The organism is Hyphomonas oceanitis (assembly GCF_036964545.1).
GTDB classification, from domain to species: Bacteria; Pseudomonadota; Alphaproteobacteria; order Caulobacterales; family Hyphomonadaceae; genus Hyphomonas; species Hyphomonas oceanitis.
In genome coordinates this window covers 1-15,345 of the sequence record NZ_JBALTL010000002.1, presented here as the reverse complement: position 1 = coordinate 15,345, position 15,345 = coordinate 1, and the positions used below count along the sequence as shown (strand labels likewise).

At 52.9% G+C, this 15,345-nt stretch carries 12 protein-coding genes and 1 tRNA gene; 11 read left to right on the top strand and 2 right to left on the bottom strand.

Features of this window, described 5'->3' with window-relative positions; translation table 11 throughout:
- Positions 1-280: 280 nt before the first annotated feature.
- From V7651_RS04805 to V7651_RS18675, 9 genes are all read left to right on the top strand, one after another.
- Positions 281-1,132, top strand: a complete 852-nt coding sequence (locus tag V7651_RS04805; RefSeq protein ID WP_335612417.1) for a hypothetical protein — start codon at positions 281-283, stop codon at positions 1,130-1,132.
- Between the two features lie 151 nt (positions 1,133-1,283).
- Complete coding sequence (locus tag V7651_RS04800) at positions 1,284-1,550, top strand: helix-turn-helix transcriptional regulator (protein WP_273184492.1); 267 nt, start codon at positions 1,284-1,286, stop codon at positions 1,548-1,550.
- Positions 1,543-1,872 carry a hypothetical protein gene (locus tag V7651_RS04795; RefSeq protein ID WP_335612416.1) on the top strand — a complete coding sequence of 110 codons (330 nt, stop codon included), beginning with the start codon at positions 1,543-1,545 and terminating at the stop codon, positions 1,870-1,872. Before V7651_RS04800 ends, V7651_RS04795 begins: the two co-directional genes overlap by 8 nt.
- Positions 1,865-3,685, top strand: coding sequence for a type IV secretion system DNA-binding domain-containing protein (locus V7651_RS04790; RefSeq protein ID WP_335612415.1), 1,821 nt, complete (start codon positions 1,865-1,867; stop codon positions 3,683-3,685). Before V7651_RS04795 ends, V7651_RS04790 begins: the two co-directional genes overlap by 8 nt.
- The gene (mobF, locus tag V7651_RS04785) at positions 3,685-4,782 is read left to right on the top strand and encodes a MobF family relaxase (protein WP_335612414.1); all 1,098 of its coding nucleotides are present in this window, start codon (positions 3,685-3,687) and stop codon (positions 4,780-4,782) included. Before V7651_RS04790 ends, mobF begins: the two co-directional genes overlap by 1 nt.
- Before the next feature lie 358 nt (positions 4,783-5,140).
- Positions 5,141-6,277: a hypothetical protein gene (locus V7651_RS04780; protein WP_335612413.1), complete on the top strand. Its 1,137-nt coding sequence runs from the start codon at positions 5,141-5,143 to the stop codon at positions 6,275-6,277.
- Positions 6,277-8,508: a hypothetical protein gene (locus V7651_RS04775; RefSeq protein ID WP_335612412.1), complete on the top strand. Its 2,232-nt coding sequence runs from the start codon at positions 6,277-6,279 to the stop codon at positions 8,506-8,508. Before V7651_RS04780 ends, V7651_RS04775 begins: the two co-directional genes overlap by 1 nt.
- Before the next feature lie 99 nt (positions 8,509-8,607).
- A tRNA-Leu gene (locus tag V7651_RS04770) sits at positions 8,608-8,694 on the top strand.
- Positions 8,695-8,871: 177 nt separating this feature from the next.
- Positions 8,872-9,096: a helix-turn-helix transcriptional regulator gene (locus tag V7651_RS18675; RefSeq protein ID WP_418887219.1), complete on the top strand. Its 225-nt coding sequence runs from the start codon at positions 8,872-8,874 to the stop codon at positions 9,094-9,096.
- Between the two features lie 64 nt (positions 9,097-9,160).
- Here the strand turns inward: V7651_RS18675 and V7651_RS04765 are convergent, their stop codons facing one another.
- Both V7651_RS04765 and V7651_RS04760 read right to left on the bottom strand, forming a co-directional pair.
- On the bottom strand, positions 9,161-11,980 hold the full coding sequence (locus V7651_RS04765; protein WP_335612411.1) for a type I restriction endonuclease subunit R: 2,820 nt from the start codon (positions 11,978-11,980) through the stop codon (positions 9,161-9,163).
- The gene (locus tag V7651_RS04760) at positions 11,977-14,181 is read right to left on the bottom strand and encodes a type I restriction-modification system subunit M (RefSeq protein WP_335612410.1); all 2,205 of its coding nucleotides are present in this window, start codon (positions 14,179-14,181) and stop codon (positions 11,977-11,979) included. Before V7651_RS04760 ends, V7651_RS04765 begins: the two co-directional genes overlap by 4 nt.
- A gap of 363 nt (positions 14,182-14,544) precedes the next feature.
- On the opposite strand from V7651_RS04760, the gene V7651_RS04755 reads away from it, so the two are divergent.
- Both V7651_RS04755 and V7651_RS04750 read left to right on the top strand, forming a co-directional pair.
- Positions 14,545-15,021: a hypothetical protein gene (locus V7651_RS04755; RefSeq protein WP_335612409.1), complete on the top strand. Its 477-nt coding sequence runs from the start codon at positions 14,545-14,547 to the stop codon at positions 15,019-15,021.
- A complete protein-coding gene (locus tag V7651_RS04750; protein ID WP_335612408.1) occupies positions 15,022-15,330 on the top strand; it encodes a hypothetical protein in 309 nt (102 codons plus the stop codon). It begins immediately after the preceding gene.
- Positions 15,331-15,345: the final 15 nt, after the last annotated feature.

Here is a 15,345-nt window from a genome sequence, read left to right as displayed (position 1 = left end):
TCTCGTAAATTTTTTAGTATTTGTGATTTATTCGAAAAATTATTATTCGAAGCTGTGCTGGCACATTTGAAGCAGGGCCTGATAAATCGTTTGAATTCAAGAGAGCGAGCCGCGCGAAGCGTTACACCACAATAGCAATTCCCGTGGTGTAACTGCCCTGCCCCTCCTTCGCCTTGGCGGATAAATCACATATTTTCTACCTTCAGTACTATATATTTCTACTTAATAGAGCTTTTGGCACGCCTCCTGCTTGGGCCCAGTCGATAGACAGGAGTCAGGTATGACCCAATCCATTTCGCCGCTGGACGATACACTCATCCGTTTCGATGCCGCAGCCGCGCTTCTGGCCAATCGCGAGCCGAATGCGACACCGGATGCGATGCTGGAAATGCTTGTACAGGCAGCCTGGCGCGGCGATTACAATCCGCCCTGCCAGTATGAAGAGAATGACGATGATCACTCACAACGCGATGATCCGGACAACTGGCTGCGAATCCCGATCGAAGCACCGTCTGCAAGTCTCACCCAAGGGCAACTCAGTCTCAAACCGCGACCCTTCAAATACTACGAAGGCGGCTGCGAGACCCTGCTGAGCGTCATGTATTGTATGAGGCTCCTGCCAGGTGATCAGTCCGCCTGGGACGATCTGCTCAATAATGGAAATGGCAGAATGTATCTGCATGGCGCACAAGATGCCCTGACAGCACTGGTCGGCCTGCCCCTCAACACGTACTCAGAAGCCGGTCGCGCCTATTTCGCCGGGCTCTATATTCCGCGCCGCATGCTGCAGGCCTGGCTCGACCAGCGGTCGTCCCGGTTCCTCCGTCTCTTCAACCACGATCAAGCGTCGGACCATCACCCCATCACTGAGCCTGCCAATGATCGACACAGTCACGCGACCCAGACCAGGCGCGGCCGTCCGACCCTCGGCGCATGGCCCTCGATCGCCGCCTGGGCATTGGAGCTCAACGAGAGCGATCCGGATATGCCACGCAAGGAACTCGCTGGCCGGCTATACGAACGCGCGCTTCAGGAATTCGAGGCTGCCGACGTCCCGAATGAAACCACGATCCTCAGGCGGCTTGCCGGCATGCTCGACAATCGCGAACCGCCCATGCGCGGCGATGCATGACACTGCGCGCGTGGCGACAGGATTGCTGCCCATGTCACAGAGTGATGCGCATGCACAAATGAGGATGGAATAAGACGAAATCATTCCTCTTTTTCGCCTGCGCCCGACGTGCTGGCCTCAAACTCACTCATCAAGAGAGGCGTAGAGTCCCATGTCCAGACCCGAACAAACCCTTCCCGAAATCGAGGATATCCTTCAGGACAATCCCGGCTGGCTCGATGAAGCCATCGACACGCCGTCGGTTGCCAGATTGACGGGCGTGCCCGTCTGCACCCTGGCGACCTGGCGCTGCCGAGGCGGCGGACCGCCCTACATGAAGCTCGGTTCAGCTGTGCGCTACCGGCGCCGGACTGTTCTCAAATGGCTGGCCGAATGCGAAAAGTCCGACGCCGACACCTCGCCCAAGCGCCATGTCTGAACCGACGCGGCCTCTGTCCATCCGCCTTGCCGCGTCCGACATTGATCAGTTGACGGCACGCGCCCGGCGCATCTCCGGCACGCCGACAGGCGTTGCGCGCGAATTGATCCGGTCCGGCCTGACAGACGGCGATCCCTTCACGCAAGCTGACCGACTCCTCAAGATCGAACGACGTCTCGCGGTCCTGTCCCAGGACCTTCGGGGAGTAATGACGGCAACCGATGGTCACTCCCACTCACTCGGACAGATTGAAGCCATGTTCGACGCGCTCCTCAAAGCGCTCGGCGGCGAGGTCGAACCTATGGAGGCACGTCATGCCTAGTATCAGAAAGCTGCTTGCCGGTGCTGGCTGCATTCTGGTCCTGGCGACACTGATATTCTACCAATTCGCAGTCGTGAGAGCGACGCCAACCTATCCGCTTCCATCGGGTGAAATCGTTGCGCTTCATCCCAGCTATATGACCGGTTGCGGGAAGGCAGAACTGTTTGCCCGTATTGGCGTAGCGAAGGCGCAAAACCAGAAGGTATATTGTGATGACGTCCTGAGCTCAGCCGGCATTCGAGGCGCGGTCTATTTGCGATGGATGATATTTGCGGCTGGGGTCCTTGCGACCGTGCTGCTCTTTGCTTTCGCGCTGATCGCCCTTCGCATCGAAAAGTCGGCCCCCAAAGTCGTACGCGGTCCCGTGCGCCTGACCGGAAGAAAAGCATACGCCGCGATAAGAAAGACAAGCAGAAAGGAGATCAGGCAGACCGGCGCGGGGATCGACTTCCCGCCCGGCCTCGCGATGAGCCGAGACCGGGAATCGCGTCACTGCCTGATATCTGGGTCTGTGGGCTCCGGCAAAACCCAGACCATCCAGCACATGATCCTGGAAGCCATGCGCTGGGGCGACAAGATGCTCATCCTCGACACCAAGGGGGACATGACCGAACGCTTGCCGGGCGAGATCACGCTGATTGCACCGCAGGACAAGCGATCAGCGGTCTGGGATATCTCAGCCGATTGCGTCACCAAGCAGGATGCGCGGGAGCTGGCGGCCCGGTTCATCCCGAAAAGCAGCGACCCGATGTGGGCAGAGGCTGCCCGCGAGCTGCTCGTTGCCTGTATCGTCAGCCTCCAGCGGGAAATGCCCGCCACCTGGTCGTGGGGCGATCTTCATGCCCGCGCTCTGCTGAGTGCTGAGGCGTTGAAAGACATGGCACTCATCCATCATCCGGCCGCCGCGCATATGATCGGCGATCCGGCCAGCAAGACGGCCATGTCCATCCTGACCACATTCAAGGCACATATCCATGTGCTGGAAGCAATGGCAGAAGCCTGGAGCGCAGAGGGTCAGGAAAAGTTCAGCGCTGCCAACTGGCTGACAGACCCCCACGCCACCAATTCTGTCATCCTGCAACGCGACGGGCGCTACCCCCAGCTGACCAATGCCTGGATCGGAGGTCTGGTCAGCCTGGTGTCATCGCACGTCTGCAGTCCGGCATTCGGCGAAAGCAGCCAACGCCGCATATGGCTCTTTCTTGACGAGTTTCCGCAACTTGAAGCGATGGATGACCTGGCTTCCCTACTTGACCTTGGACGATCGAAGGGCGTGTGCGTGGTGCTGGCAGCTCAGGACACATCGCAGATCCGCATCAGGTATGGCCGCGACCGGACCAATGCCTGGCTGTCGATGATCGGCACGCACATCATCGGCCGGATGAATCCGGGCGAAGGGGCCGACGACATCAGCCGGGCCATCGGCATGCAGGAGATCGAACGGGAATCACGCAGTAAAAGCCATTCTGGCGGAAACAGCTCGGTCAACATATCGACAGAACACTCGCTGCGTGCGGTGATAACGTCGAGCGAGCTTTCGTCTCGTCTTGGCCGCAAGGGTCGCAAGGTCCGGATGCTGGTGCTGGGCTTCGGAGAAAACGTTCACGAAATCGACCTGCCGATCACGATCCTTCCGCCTCAGCGTCCCGCGAATGTCCCGGCTGACTGGACCCGGCCAGACCAGAAAACGGCGGCCCCCGAACCGTCGCCTGCGCGCCCGGCCCTACCGGTCCAGCGGCCGCAAAAGGCAGGCCTGCTTTCAGCCGACGACATCGTCCGCATTCGCAAGCCGAAGCCCGGAAGCGTGGACTGATGGTCGCCTCCATCTCGGCCCGCAAATCGGTGAGCGCCGCCGTCAGCTATTTCAAGCACATGGCCCAGGACGAATACTATACCGGCACGGGCGAAGCCGACGCGGAAGCAGATGGCGAATGGGACGGGCGGGGCGCGGAACGCCTCGCTCTTGAGGGACCCGTCTCGAAGACCGACTTCGAGGCAGCACTCAACGGCATCGACCCGAAGACCGGCGAGCGCCTCACCCAGATCGGCAAGTCGCATGCCCCCGGCTGGGACATGACCTTCTCAGCTCCAAAGTCGGTCTCCGTCATGTGGGCGCTATCGCCGCCAGCAGATCGCAAGACAATCGAAGCCGCACACCGCAAGGCCGTTCATGCCGCGACCACGCATCTCGAAGACCACCACGCGTTTACGCGCCGGGGCAAAGGCGGGGCGATCCGCGAACCGGTCGCCGGGCTGACCATGGCCCGTTTTCACCATCACACGAGCCGCGATCTCGACCCCCAGCTTCACACGCACGCGTTCATCTTCAACACTGCGCCGCGCCGTGACGGAACCTGGGGCAGTCTTGTCAGCCGCGATCTCTACAAGGCCCAGAAGGAAGCCGGCGCCGTCTACCGCGAACACCTCGCCAACCGGCTTGAACGCGACGGCCATTCCGTCGAGCGCTATGGCAAAGGCTTTCGTCTGAAGGCCATCCCGCGCGACATCGAGCGCGCCTTCTCGAAGCGCAGGCAGGCCATCGAACAGGCAGCCGACACATATGGCTACCGGACGCCCAAGGGTATGGAACTCGCAGCGCTGCGCACACGCCAGGCCAAGCGCCCACGGGAGCGCGCGGCGCTGTTCCAGGCATGGCAGGCAGAGGCCAGAACGCTCGGCTTCGATGTCGCCAGGGCGCGTCAGCTACAAGCGCAGGTCGGCGGCCAAACCCGGCACGGTCCGATACGAGGCCCTCAGGTTCGCACAAGATCACCAGCCCGTATCCTGCCCTCAGCCCAGCAATTGATCAGCGCCATCGCCGTCGCGTCGCGCGCCTCATCCAGCATGCAGGGCGTGCAGATCAACCTGCGTCAGAAAGCCGACGGGCGCGACAACGACCGTGAACACTGACGTGTACGCATCTCTGCTGCGCATTCGCCTGTAGTCATTGGCGCGCCAGCCTATCTGCCACGAAATTGTAATCGCCGAACACGGCTGGCGTACACGGTCCAGACGTGCGCAATTCCCTTTGACTGTGGGTGTTTTAGACAGGATCGCCGTGCGATCTGTGAGCATCGAAGGTGCATGGGGTGTGACACCCGCAGTTTGGGCTTAACCAACTTCAATTTCCGTTACTGAGTTAACGTTCAAACCAAGTGTTCGCTTTATACGAACACCCAAATGAAAACGCTTTGCTTTTCGCTGGAAAAAGAATTGAGTTTACGCCGTCCAGTATCTAGTAGGCTGAACCAAGCGAGGGAATGTTCACATGAAACTGGCGAGCCGAGGTAGTGTCAGAGAGCTTGAAAAGACTCTTCGTGAAGTAGCGCGGTCGGCTGGATCCTATGCCGTTGAGTTCCCTTCTCGGATTACACACAGGGCTGCTGAGGGGGATGCCCGCCTCATCCAATTGCTTACGACTTGGGCGCAGAAGCAAAAAAACTTTGTGACTTCATTTCCTTCAGTTCAGAAGGTTCAACAACTCGAGGACTTAATCTTAGAACCCTACGCCTTAGTGGCCTTACTTCTCAGTGATGTCATTAGAATTGGGAAGATGAACTCCAATGTGACGACGGAAGCTTTAGAGTTAGCTATCCAAAGACTTGAGGAACAGAATTCTGAGAGCTTTCTTGTTCAAGCACGCCGCCGCCGGAGCACAGACAGTATCGTATGCGCTGATCATCTTGGGATGGGATACCCAAGAAACGTTTATGATGTTGTACGAGGAGAAGCAGAGTTAAAGCCACTTTCCGAGTTCGCTAGACTAGCTGAAAAACTCCTTCGGTCCGACAGTCGAACATCGCGCTCGCCAAATTTGCAGAGATTAGTAACAGCCACCGAGTCTTTGCTGTACGAGGCCTTTAGGAACACTCACGACCACGCTCGCCAAGATCTCGACGCATCCCCTTTGAAAAAATCTGTTAGGGGATTTTTTGCTAGTCACAATATTCCCGATGCGAATGATTTGCTGCAGGCCGTTTCAGAGAACGAGACTCTCGCAGGCTTTTTCCAGAGCAGCATTGGCGATGACAGGGATTCGGGGTTCTCTTATCTATCGATTAGCACTTTTGATTCCGGAATCGGTTTTGCTCAATCGTGGACAAAAAAGCCTTTGGAAGAGCTTTCATTGGCGCAGGAAAGCCAAGCGGTCCTAAGTTGTTTTGAAAAGCACAGCTCGAGCGGAAGGTCATCCGATGGGAAGGGCTTGGTTAGGATCACTGATTATCTGTCCGAACATCAGGGGTTTTTGAGCTTGAGAACCGGGCGCACTCTGCTGAGTATCGATTATGCGACGACCGGCAAACAGATTGTGCCCACCATCAAAACAGAAATTGATGACAAATATCCGCTGGAAAAGATATCGGGTACTGCCTTGACGCTAATACTACCCACTGGGTCGCGCTGATGAATACCGCTTTCATCGACCACCTGGAAATACGAAAATCTGGGCGAGTACACTCAATTTCACTTTTCTACCTCGCCAAGCACGAGATCGAGGCAGCTCAATTGAGCTCCGTTCTTGGTGATGCAATTGAAAACAGACTCGCTCCAGATGAAATAGTATTTCTTGTGCGCTCTTTCCTACAGGACGACTTAGTCAGCCTACTTAAAACCGACTCCAAGTTCGTCACTGCCTTGAGGCATTTGCCACCCTACACAACCGTCAGCGTTATTGCTTTCGATGACAAGGGTTCTGAGCTCCCCCCAATAGTTGTTGCAGGAACTGCGAAGCACAGTGCTGTCCGGATTGGGCCGCTAAAACGCCAGATACTCTCGAGGCTGTTTATTCGTAACAATGGTTTCGTAGAAGCGACGGATGCCTACCACTTTCGGAACCCTTCTGGTAGACATACGCGCAAGTTTATGAGGGCTTCGAATGTGCTGGTTTCTCAGGCCGAAGTTTCGTTTTTAGCCTTTTGCATTCTAGACCGAATATTCGAAGAGTGTCGGTATGTTTACGTCGATACACCGACGTTATTCTCTGTAGTGGGCGCTATAAACGACATACTGCACTCTTTCAAACGAGCTCCACTGTATGCGCACAATTTCCGGTCATATGAGGGCGCATTGAACGAACCATTCCGCGAGAACATTCACTCGCTTACACTCATTTCTGCGTCGTCAAGTGGTTCGCTAGCGGAATTGCTCACTACAAGGAAGAAGTTAGATCCGAACAAGATTGTACATCTATTCTTCTTAGGCCCGAGGCACGAAGAGTATCAGATAGTTGCGAACCTTGAACGAGATCAACGAGAAAACCCCGAGGGTGCCGACCGACTACCGCCGTCTTTCAGAGAATCGGAAGGTTGCAAGCTCTGTGATGATGGATCTTCTGCTGTTGAACTCAGAGGTGACCAGTTTCATATCGCCACACCGGACACGGAACCACTTATAATACTGCAAAATCATGGGCCCAAAGGCCTGCGGGATACAATGGCCCGAATCGCGGGGAATGGCGCAACAAGTGTTTCTATCGGCCCGAGGCCGAAGGGGGACAACACAGAGTACTATATCGACTTTCAGAAACTTCTCGAAACGCCAGCTTACGTCGAACGATTGAACTATTTCGCTGTCAAATGCGCACCCGCCAACACCAAGTACATTCTTTCCGCTGACAAACAATCGCTGCCCCTCATCGATCATATACAGTCCATTTGCCCCCAACTCGCAAGCGCCTCAATAGTTGACGTGAGCGATATCGAATCACTTCGTGTTGGAGCAACAGATGCGATAATGGTGGTTGCGAACGTCATTGAGAGCGGACGAAGTTTGATGGAGCTAAGTCAGGCACTCAGAAGCGTGGCAGAGAAGACTCCACTTACCTATTTCGTTGGACTCGAGAAGGACAGTCAATCCAAAGCTAGAGGAAAGCTATCGACCAACCTTACATTGACTGCCAATCCTGCGAGCCATGCGTATGTGGCAGTTGAAAGGTTGGTTCTTCCGAAATCACGATCGATGAACTCTTGGTCCCAAGAACGAGATTTTTGGTCGAACCCTCGAGTCAAACTTCATTTGATAGGCGCTGCCCGTGAGATAATACAGGCTCGGCTCAGTGTTCTTGGTAATGCGCGAGCAGGGGCCAAAGGTACGCTTTTTCTAAACGCTGACGTGACACATCCGATTTCGTTGATGCCTGGATGGGTGTTCTGGCCGGAAAAGTCTGATCCGGATATATGCTCCGATTCTGACGCGTTCTATATTGTTTCCGGGGTCCTACAGAGTCTTCGAGAAAGGGAGCGCGGTTCTTTGCCGCCAGGCAAGCTCTTGAATGACTGGCTGAATCACACGCTAGTTGATCCAGAGAACTTTAATCGGTTTAACGATACGATGATCCAAGCAGGCTTATTGAGAGCCGCCACTCCTGCGGAACTCAACTTCGCAAATAGCGAAAAGATTAGCCAGGAAATGAGACGTATCGTATGTCATTTAGTAGACGCTCATGCTTCCCCCCGAGGAGCTGCCGCAGCTGAATTTCTGCTGGCAGTATTGCTTGGCCGCTTAACGCTTCAGACAGCCGACCTCAAGAAAGTTGTGGAGCACTGCGGTTCAGCAAGCGATCTATTGCAATCGATGGGCGTCCTGATCGACCTCGTCCTAGTATCAAAAAAGCTCTCAGTTTCTAGCACCATCTAGCTTGCGTCCAATTTGCTCAGCAACGGCGTAGCCGCGAAGGAGCTTTTCCCCGTTGACGCCTGCCTCATCAGCAAGTATCTCCGCGCCTTCCTACCCCGTGCCCAGATGGCGGAATTGGTAGACGCGCTACGTTCAGGTCGTAGTTCTCGCAAGGGAGTGGAGGTTCGAGTCCTCTTCTGGGCACCAGAAATCCCTCTAAATCGTTGATTTTATTCGATTTATTGGGGGCTATTCATTTCAGACCACCTTTTGGTCCACCCTATTTTTCACGCAACTATGTTCAGCTATGTTGCCGAGTGACTCCCACATTCAAGACCGATACACTCAGTCTGCCTGGGTATTGTCGTAACCTTGGGCATCGCGATGCTCTTCAATCTTGGAGACATCGTGATGAGGATACTCTCAAAGCGCCAACTGAAGGAGCTGGTTTTGTACTCGCCCCAACATATCGCCAGACTGGAGAAGGCAGGCTCATTCCCCAAGCGGGTACAGCTCGGCCCGAACCGGGTGGGGTGGGTTGAGGATGAAGTCCTAGATTGGCTTCAGCAACGTCTGGAATGCCGCGAAGCGCCTACCCGACACTCCTGATGGGAGTACGAACAGCCGGGTCTGCAGACCCGGCTGTTCAACATCAGACAACGTCAGGACAAGCCTAGTCCACCCCATCGATAAACGTCTCGACAAAATCTCTGATCTTGTCGATTACGCGAGATGCAATCGTTACGCGCTGCTTTAGTTTCGGCTTCTCAGCCATAATCTCGATCACGTCGTCGCGCATGGGTGGTTTTTCAGTAAATAGATAGTCGCCAATCACGCGTTCGAGCCCCTCTAGATCAAGCCCTTCTTCGGCGCTCAAAGTCTCGATTGCCTTCTGCCGCTCGTCGCTCCAATACGAGTCGAAAGCGTCTCCTATATCACCGCCCGCAGGTACGTTGGAGAAGTGCTGCGAGATAAACTTCTCGATAAGCTCCTTCTTACTGCGCAGCTGCGCTTCGCTGTCGAGCATGTCCATGATCGTCTTGCGTTGCTTCGCGCGTTCTTCGGGCTTTGCATCCTGCATGTTCCGCAAGAGGGCTATGATATAGCTGACATTGATCTTGTCCCGACTGATCAGCTCAATTTCGAAGTCGATGTCATCTAGTATCGAGACTTTCTCTTTTTCCTTTTCGCTGCGAACCTTGTCATAGAGGTCAAGGTATTTGCTTCGATAATCAGCGAACATCTGCTCGCTCATCGGCAAGTCATCGAACTTGAACTGTGTGAAGCAGTCGAGCACGTTTTTGATCCGGATCACTTCCCGGAAGGCTTGGACGAATTTTGCTTCGTCCTCTTCCGTGAGCAGGTCATCAACGCTGTTTACAGTTGGCGTTACGACAAGCAAATTTTTGACCGCTTCTTCAAACCGAGCAACATAATCTTCGTAAGGCGCGAGAATGATTTCTTCCTGAGCATTCTTGTTGGCAAATAGTTCAATCGCCTTGTCGGTGGCCGGTTTCAAATTTCGAAAACAGACAACATTCCCTTGAGATTTCTTGCTGCCCATAGTGCGGTTTGTTCTCGAATAGGCTTGCACGAGACCGTGGTATTTCAAATTTTTATCGACGTAGATCGTGTTGAGTGGTTTTGAGTCGAAACCGGTCAGGAACATATTCACTACCAACAGAATGTCGATCTCGCGTTTCTTCACGCGTTTTCCGATATCCTTGTAGTATCCATAGAAATTATCGGTGGAGAAATTGGTTCCGAAGATTGTGTTGTAGTCGTCAATATAGTCGTCAAGCTTCTCACGACTGTGCTTGTTCACAGGCTCGCCGTCATCCGGCATCACATCGTCAGCTATCCCGTCCGCATCAGCATCCTCTTCATTGGCCTGATATGAAAAGATAGTGCCGATTCTCAAGTTGTGTTCACCCGCCTCTTTCTTGGTTTTGAACTTGTCATAGTATGTGACCAGACTCTTTACGTTCGACACGCACATAATCGCGGTGAAATCGCGCGCATGGGTTTTTCGATCATGGTTCGCGATAATGTAGTCAGTGATCTTGTCGAGACGCTCATCGGCCTCCATAACTTCTGCAGTGTCGATAGCCTCAACTTCGATGTCAGTCACTTCGTCCTTGCGCTTAAAGGTCCGGATATACTCGACAGAAAACTTCAGCACATTTTCATCGCGGATCGCGTCGGTGATAACATATTTGTGCAGGCATTCATCGAACAGGTCTTTGGTCGTTCGCTTGCCGAGCGCGTTCTTCGCTGCGTTCTCTGCGAAGATCGGCGTGCCTGTAAAGCCGAACATCTGCACATTGGGAAAGTACTCCTTGATCCGCCGGTGTGTGTCGCCAAACTGGCTTCGGTGACATTCGTCGAAAATGAAAACCATCCGTTGATCTTTGAGTGCATCCATCTTCGAGAGGTGCTTTGGATTTAGTATGGCAGTGTTGAGTTTTTGAAGAGTTGTTACGATGAGCGGTGTGTCATCGGAGAACTGCTTGACCAGCATGCTGGTGTTATTGGTGGCGTCGACACTGCCTTCCTGGAAGGAGTTGAACTCCTTGATCGTTTGGAAGTCCAAGTCCTTCCGGTCGACCACGAATACTACTTTGTGGACATGCGGGCTTTGCGTGAGGATCTGTGCCGTCTTGAAAGACGTCAGCGTCTTTCCCGACCCTGTCGTATGCCAGATATAGCCATTCTTGGCAGTGTTCAGCACTCGCTGGACAATCGCCTCAACGGCGTAGAATTGATAGGGACGCAGTGCCATCAACATCTGCTCGCTCTCGTTTAGTACGATGTACTTCGTGATCATTTTCGAGAGTTGGCACTTTTCGAGGAAATCGTTCGCGAATTCGCTAAGTGTGCTGATTTTCTTGTTTTCAACATCAGCCCAGAAAAACGTCTGCTTGAAGTCCCGCCGATTCACTGGATTGTTGGCATAGTATTTCGTGTTGACCCCGTTTGAGATCACGAACAGCTGTATATATTGAAAGAGCCCGTGCCCGGCTGAAAAGGAATGTCGGTGATAGCGATTTGTCTGATTGAATGCCTCCTTCATTTCGAGGCCGCGCCGCTTCAGCTCGATCTGGACGAGGGGCAAACCATTGACGAGTAGCGTGACGTCGTAGCGGTTGGTGTACTTGCCGGTCATGGTGACCTGGTGCGTCACCTGATACTGGTTCTTGCACCATTGGATCTGATTGATAAGCTCGACATAGCCGGTTGAACCATCGTCCCGCGTGAAGTCTACCTTGTCACGTAGGATGTTGGCTTTTTCAAAAATGTTCCCGCGCGAGAGTTTATTGAGAATCTGCCTGAATTCTACATCTGACAGCGTTGCCTTGTTGTGAGCTTCGAGCTGGGTCTTTAGGTTGGCAATTAACGCCGCTTCATCCGGGATTGACACCTTTTCCCAGCCTAGAGTTTCAAGTTGGGCGACAAGCGCGTTTTCCAACTGCTGTTCAGTTTGTGTGCTCATACGACTTCAGTTTCATTTTCCCACGCCCCGCCTGATAAGAGTTCAATTTTCTGATCAATCAGGTTCAGAAAGTCAGAAATGTCTTTCTGTTCAGCTGGGTCCAGAGTTGGAAGGGGCATGTCGAGAAAATCGTCAATTGAAATCGCCATTCGATCATGCCTAGCACCAAAATTTGCTATTCTATTCATGTAGCGATGCCACATACTGGATCGGAAGTAGTGCTTATAGAAATCTGTGTCAGCGGACTTAAATCGAAACACTGTATACAGTGGCGACATTATCCCAGCGGCCAAATCATTCCTATTGATGGGCCCAACTGGCGCTGAGACCGATATTCTGGGATTGTACACGAAGTCGCCCAACTTCACTACGTAGTAGCCATCAATGTTATCTACGTTCGCGATGTCTTTTTCGAAGTAGTCGCCCTGGTCAATGACACCTCTTGCTGCAGAATTGGTGAGAACTCGTGTGTATGACAAGTTCGAATTTTTCTCTGTGCTTCTGTCGGCAATGGCTCCCAATGTCGTCGGCTTCCATTCGGGATAGCTAGATCCATCAACTTTTAAAAATCTATCACTCTGCTTGAACAGGCGTTGCATACAGCCCACCTTGAAGTCTTTCAGCAGGCGGATGTTTTCGCCGGTTGGTGATGGCACGCGCAATTCACGACAACTCTTCTCTATTTCAATGTCCACAGCGTCAATGCGACTACCGATGTCAAGAAGATCCCGAGAGACGACTTGAAGATCTATAGCTGGTTCGTCCACATACTTATCGATATATCGAGGTATGTTTAGGTTGAAGTGGTTTTCGGCGACCTCGCTAATTGGCGCGACGTAGGAGTATTTTTCGAATGTCTTGCGGTTTGCATACGCAGATACGATTTTCTCGACATGCGCATCAGAAAGAGTATTCTTTGTCCCAAACTGCTCGTATTCATCTCGTGCGTCGACGAAGAGGATATCACTGTCATGTGGTCGGCATTTTTTCAGTATGAGGATGCATGCAGGAATCTCCGTTCCGTAGAACAAGTTGAGCGGCAGGCCAATTACAGCATCCAAACAATTTAAGGTGTCGATCAAATATTTGCGAACGGAACTTTCTGCACCGCTTCGAAACAATGCGCCGTGAGGTAAAACGACAGCGGCGGTCCCATTGTCTGACAGTTGGTGGACGATATGCTGCACAAATGCAAAATCAGCGTATGATTTCGAGACCAATTTTCCATACTGGCTGAACCGGTCGTCGGTCTCAAAAAGCGGATTATCTTTCCCGCGCCATTTTGCCGAGAAGGGAGGATTTGCAACAATCGCCTCAAAGCGGTCATCCAAATGCTGCGGCTCTTCCAGCGTATCTTCCTGGCGAATGTCGAATTTCGAATAGTGAACATCATGCAGGATCATGTTCATGCGTGCGAGATTGTAAGTCGTGCGGTTGAGTTCCTGACCGTAGAATGATCCAACATTAGTTTCCTTGCCAATCCGCAAGAGGAGTGATCCTGATCCACAAGCCGGATCATAAGCCGATTTGATCTTTTTTTTGTCGAGCGTAACGATCTTAGCGAGAATTTTCGAGACTTGTTGTGGCGTATAGAATTCACCCGCTTTTTTCCCGGCTCCAGAAGCAAATTGACTGATTAAGTATTCATAGGCGTCACCAAGTACGTCGGCATTGCCGTTCGCCAGCTCGAAGTCGATTTGGTCGAGATGAGCAAGGACTTTCGCGATCAGTGTATTGCGTGCATCAACTGTGCGGCCAAGTTTGGTGCTCGACAGGTCAAGGTCTTCAAACAGCTTGTTGAAGTCATCCTCACTGTCTGTACCCATTGTGGATTGCTCTATCCCATTGAGAATCCCTGCGAGGTCTTCAAGTATGAAATTGCTCTTGCCTTCTTTGTCAGCATTACCGCGCACTGCGACGGCGCTGAAGAGCTCATTCGGACGGAGAAAGTAGCCGAGCTTTTCAAGCGATTCCTCGCGGATCGCATCGACATCATCTTCATCGGTTAGCAGGGAATAGTCCTTAATGCCTTCCGTTTCGAGAAGCCGGTTGGCGAAAAGATACTGCTTTTCGGATAGGTATTTGTAGAAGATGAAGCCAAGGATGTAGTCCCGGAATTCATCGGCATCCATCTTGCCGCGAAGCTCGTTCGCAATCTTCCAGAGCTGTTGCTCAAGGCGCTTTTTTTCTTCTTCAGACATTGTTCGATTCTAACACGTGACGTGGAAATTGCCCGTTCGGGTATCCTTTGATGGAATAGCGAGATTCAACTGATCAACAAGCTTAATCCAATCAGGTCTCAGGATTGCTGATGACCTGTATCCCCATCTTATTTTCTCTTCGGTCCCTATACATTTCAGAGCATTGAATTTCATAGTTGTGCAGGATGTCCAACCCGCTTTTTGTGACTTCATCGTTCTTTTTTTAGTTGAACCCCGTGCTTGCAACCTATCCCTCTGGGTGAATTGGGTTGCAATCACGGGGTTCAACTCCTCACCTTTAGGTTACAAACCTAGGGGAGGATCATGGATATACTTTTCAAACGGGAACAGAACGCTGGTCACATGGGTCGCGTGACGTTCAAACTCTGGAGCAAACTGGAATTCGATGATTCCGAAAAAGCTCTGATCAAACGCTATCGTTTTGACGAGGCGATCATGATCGAAGCCCTGCAACCGACCCTCATCCGAAACGCTGGACTCCTCGGACTGGTCGCCGGGCTCTTTGCCATGGTCCTTCTTGACACGTTCCTGCCAGCGTCAGTTGCCATGCTATTTGGGTTGCTGGCCTTCGGCGGCACCGCATACTGGCACTACCACAACAAACGCGAGACAATCTTCGTGCGCGACTTGATACATGGCCGTAATTTTGCCTGCAAGACCGTCATTGATCTTGCCAAGAAAGAAGCCTGGCTAACCTCCATCGCCGCAATGTTGCGACAGGTTATGGAAAGCGCCAAGCACTGGGATGGTACTGAAACCATCCACATCGAAGCGTTGCCCAAGGAAGAGGCCCGGCAGTTCATCTTGAAAGCGGCTTAGATGCCACTTCACTTCGCGGCGCGCATGCACGCCAAGGTGCATGGCCTGTTTCGTCCCAAGGACGAGGTAGAGACGCGGGCGCTGTTTGAAGACGTGCTGGATCGCTATCGCCAGCATGACCTCGATACGGTAGCGGCGCGCTCTGCCTTGATCTCAGAGACTGCAAAATGGGTCCGTGGGGAACTTGGTCTCGACCCTTCGAATCTGCTTGCACGTCCGGTCGAGAAGTTTGTTGCGCGCCTCTTTGAGTACGAAGCGCTCCTGGCGGTTCTGAACCGCCCCGGGTTTGCCGGAGGCTCCTTTTCTTGAGAGACTGGAGCCATG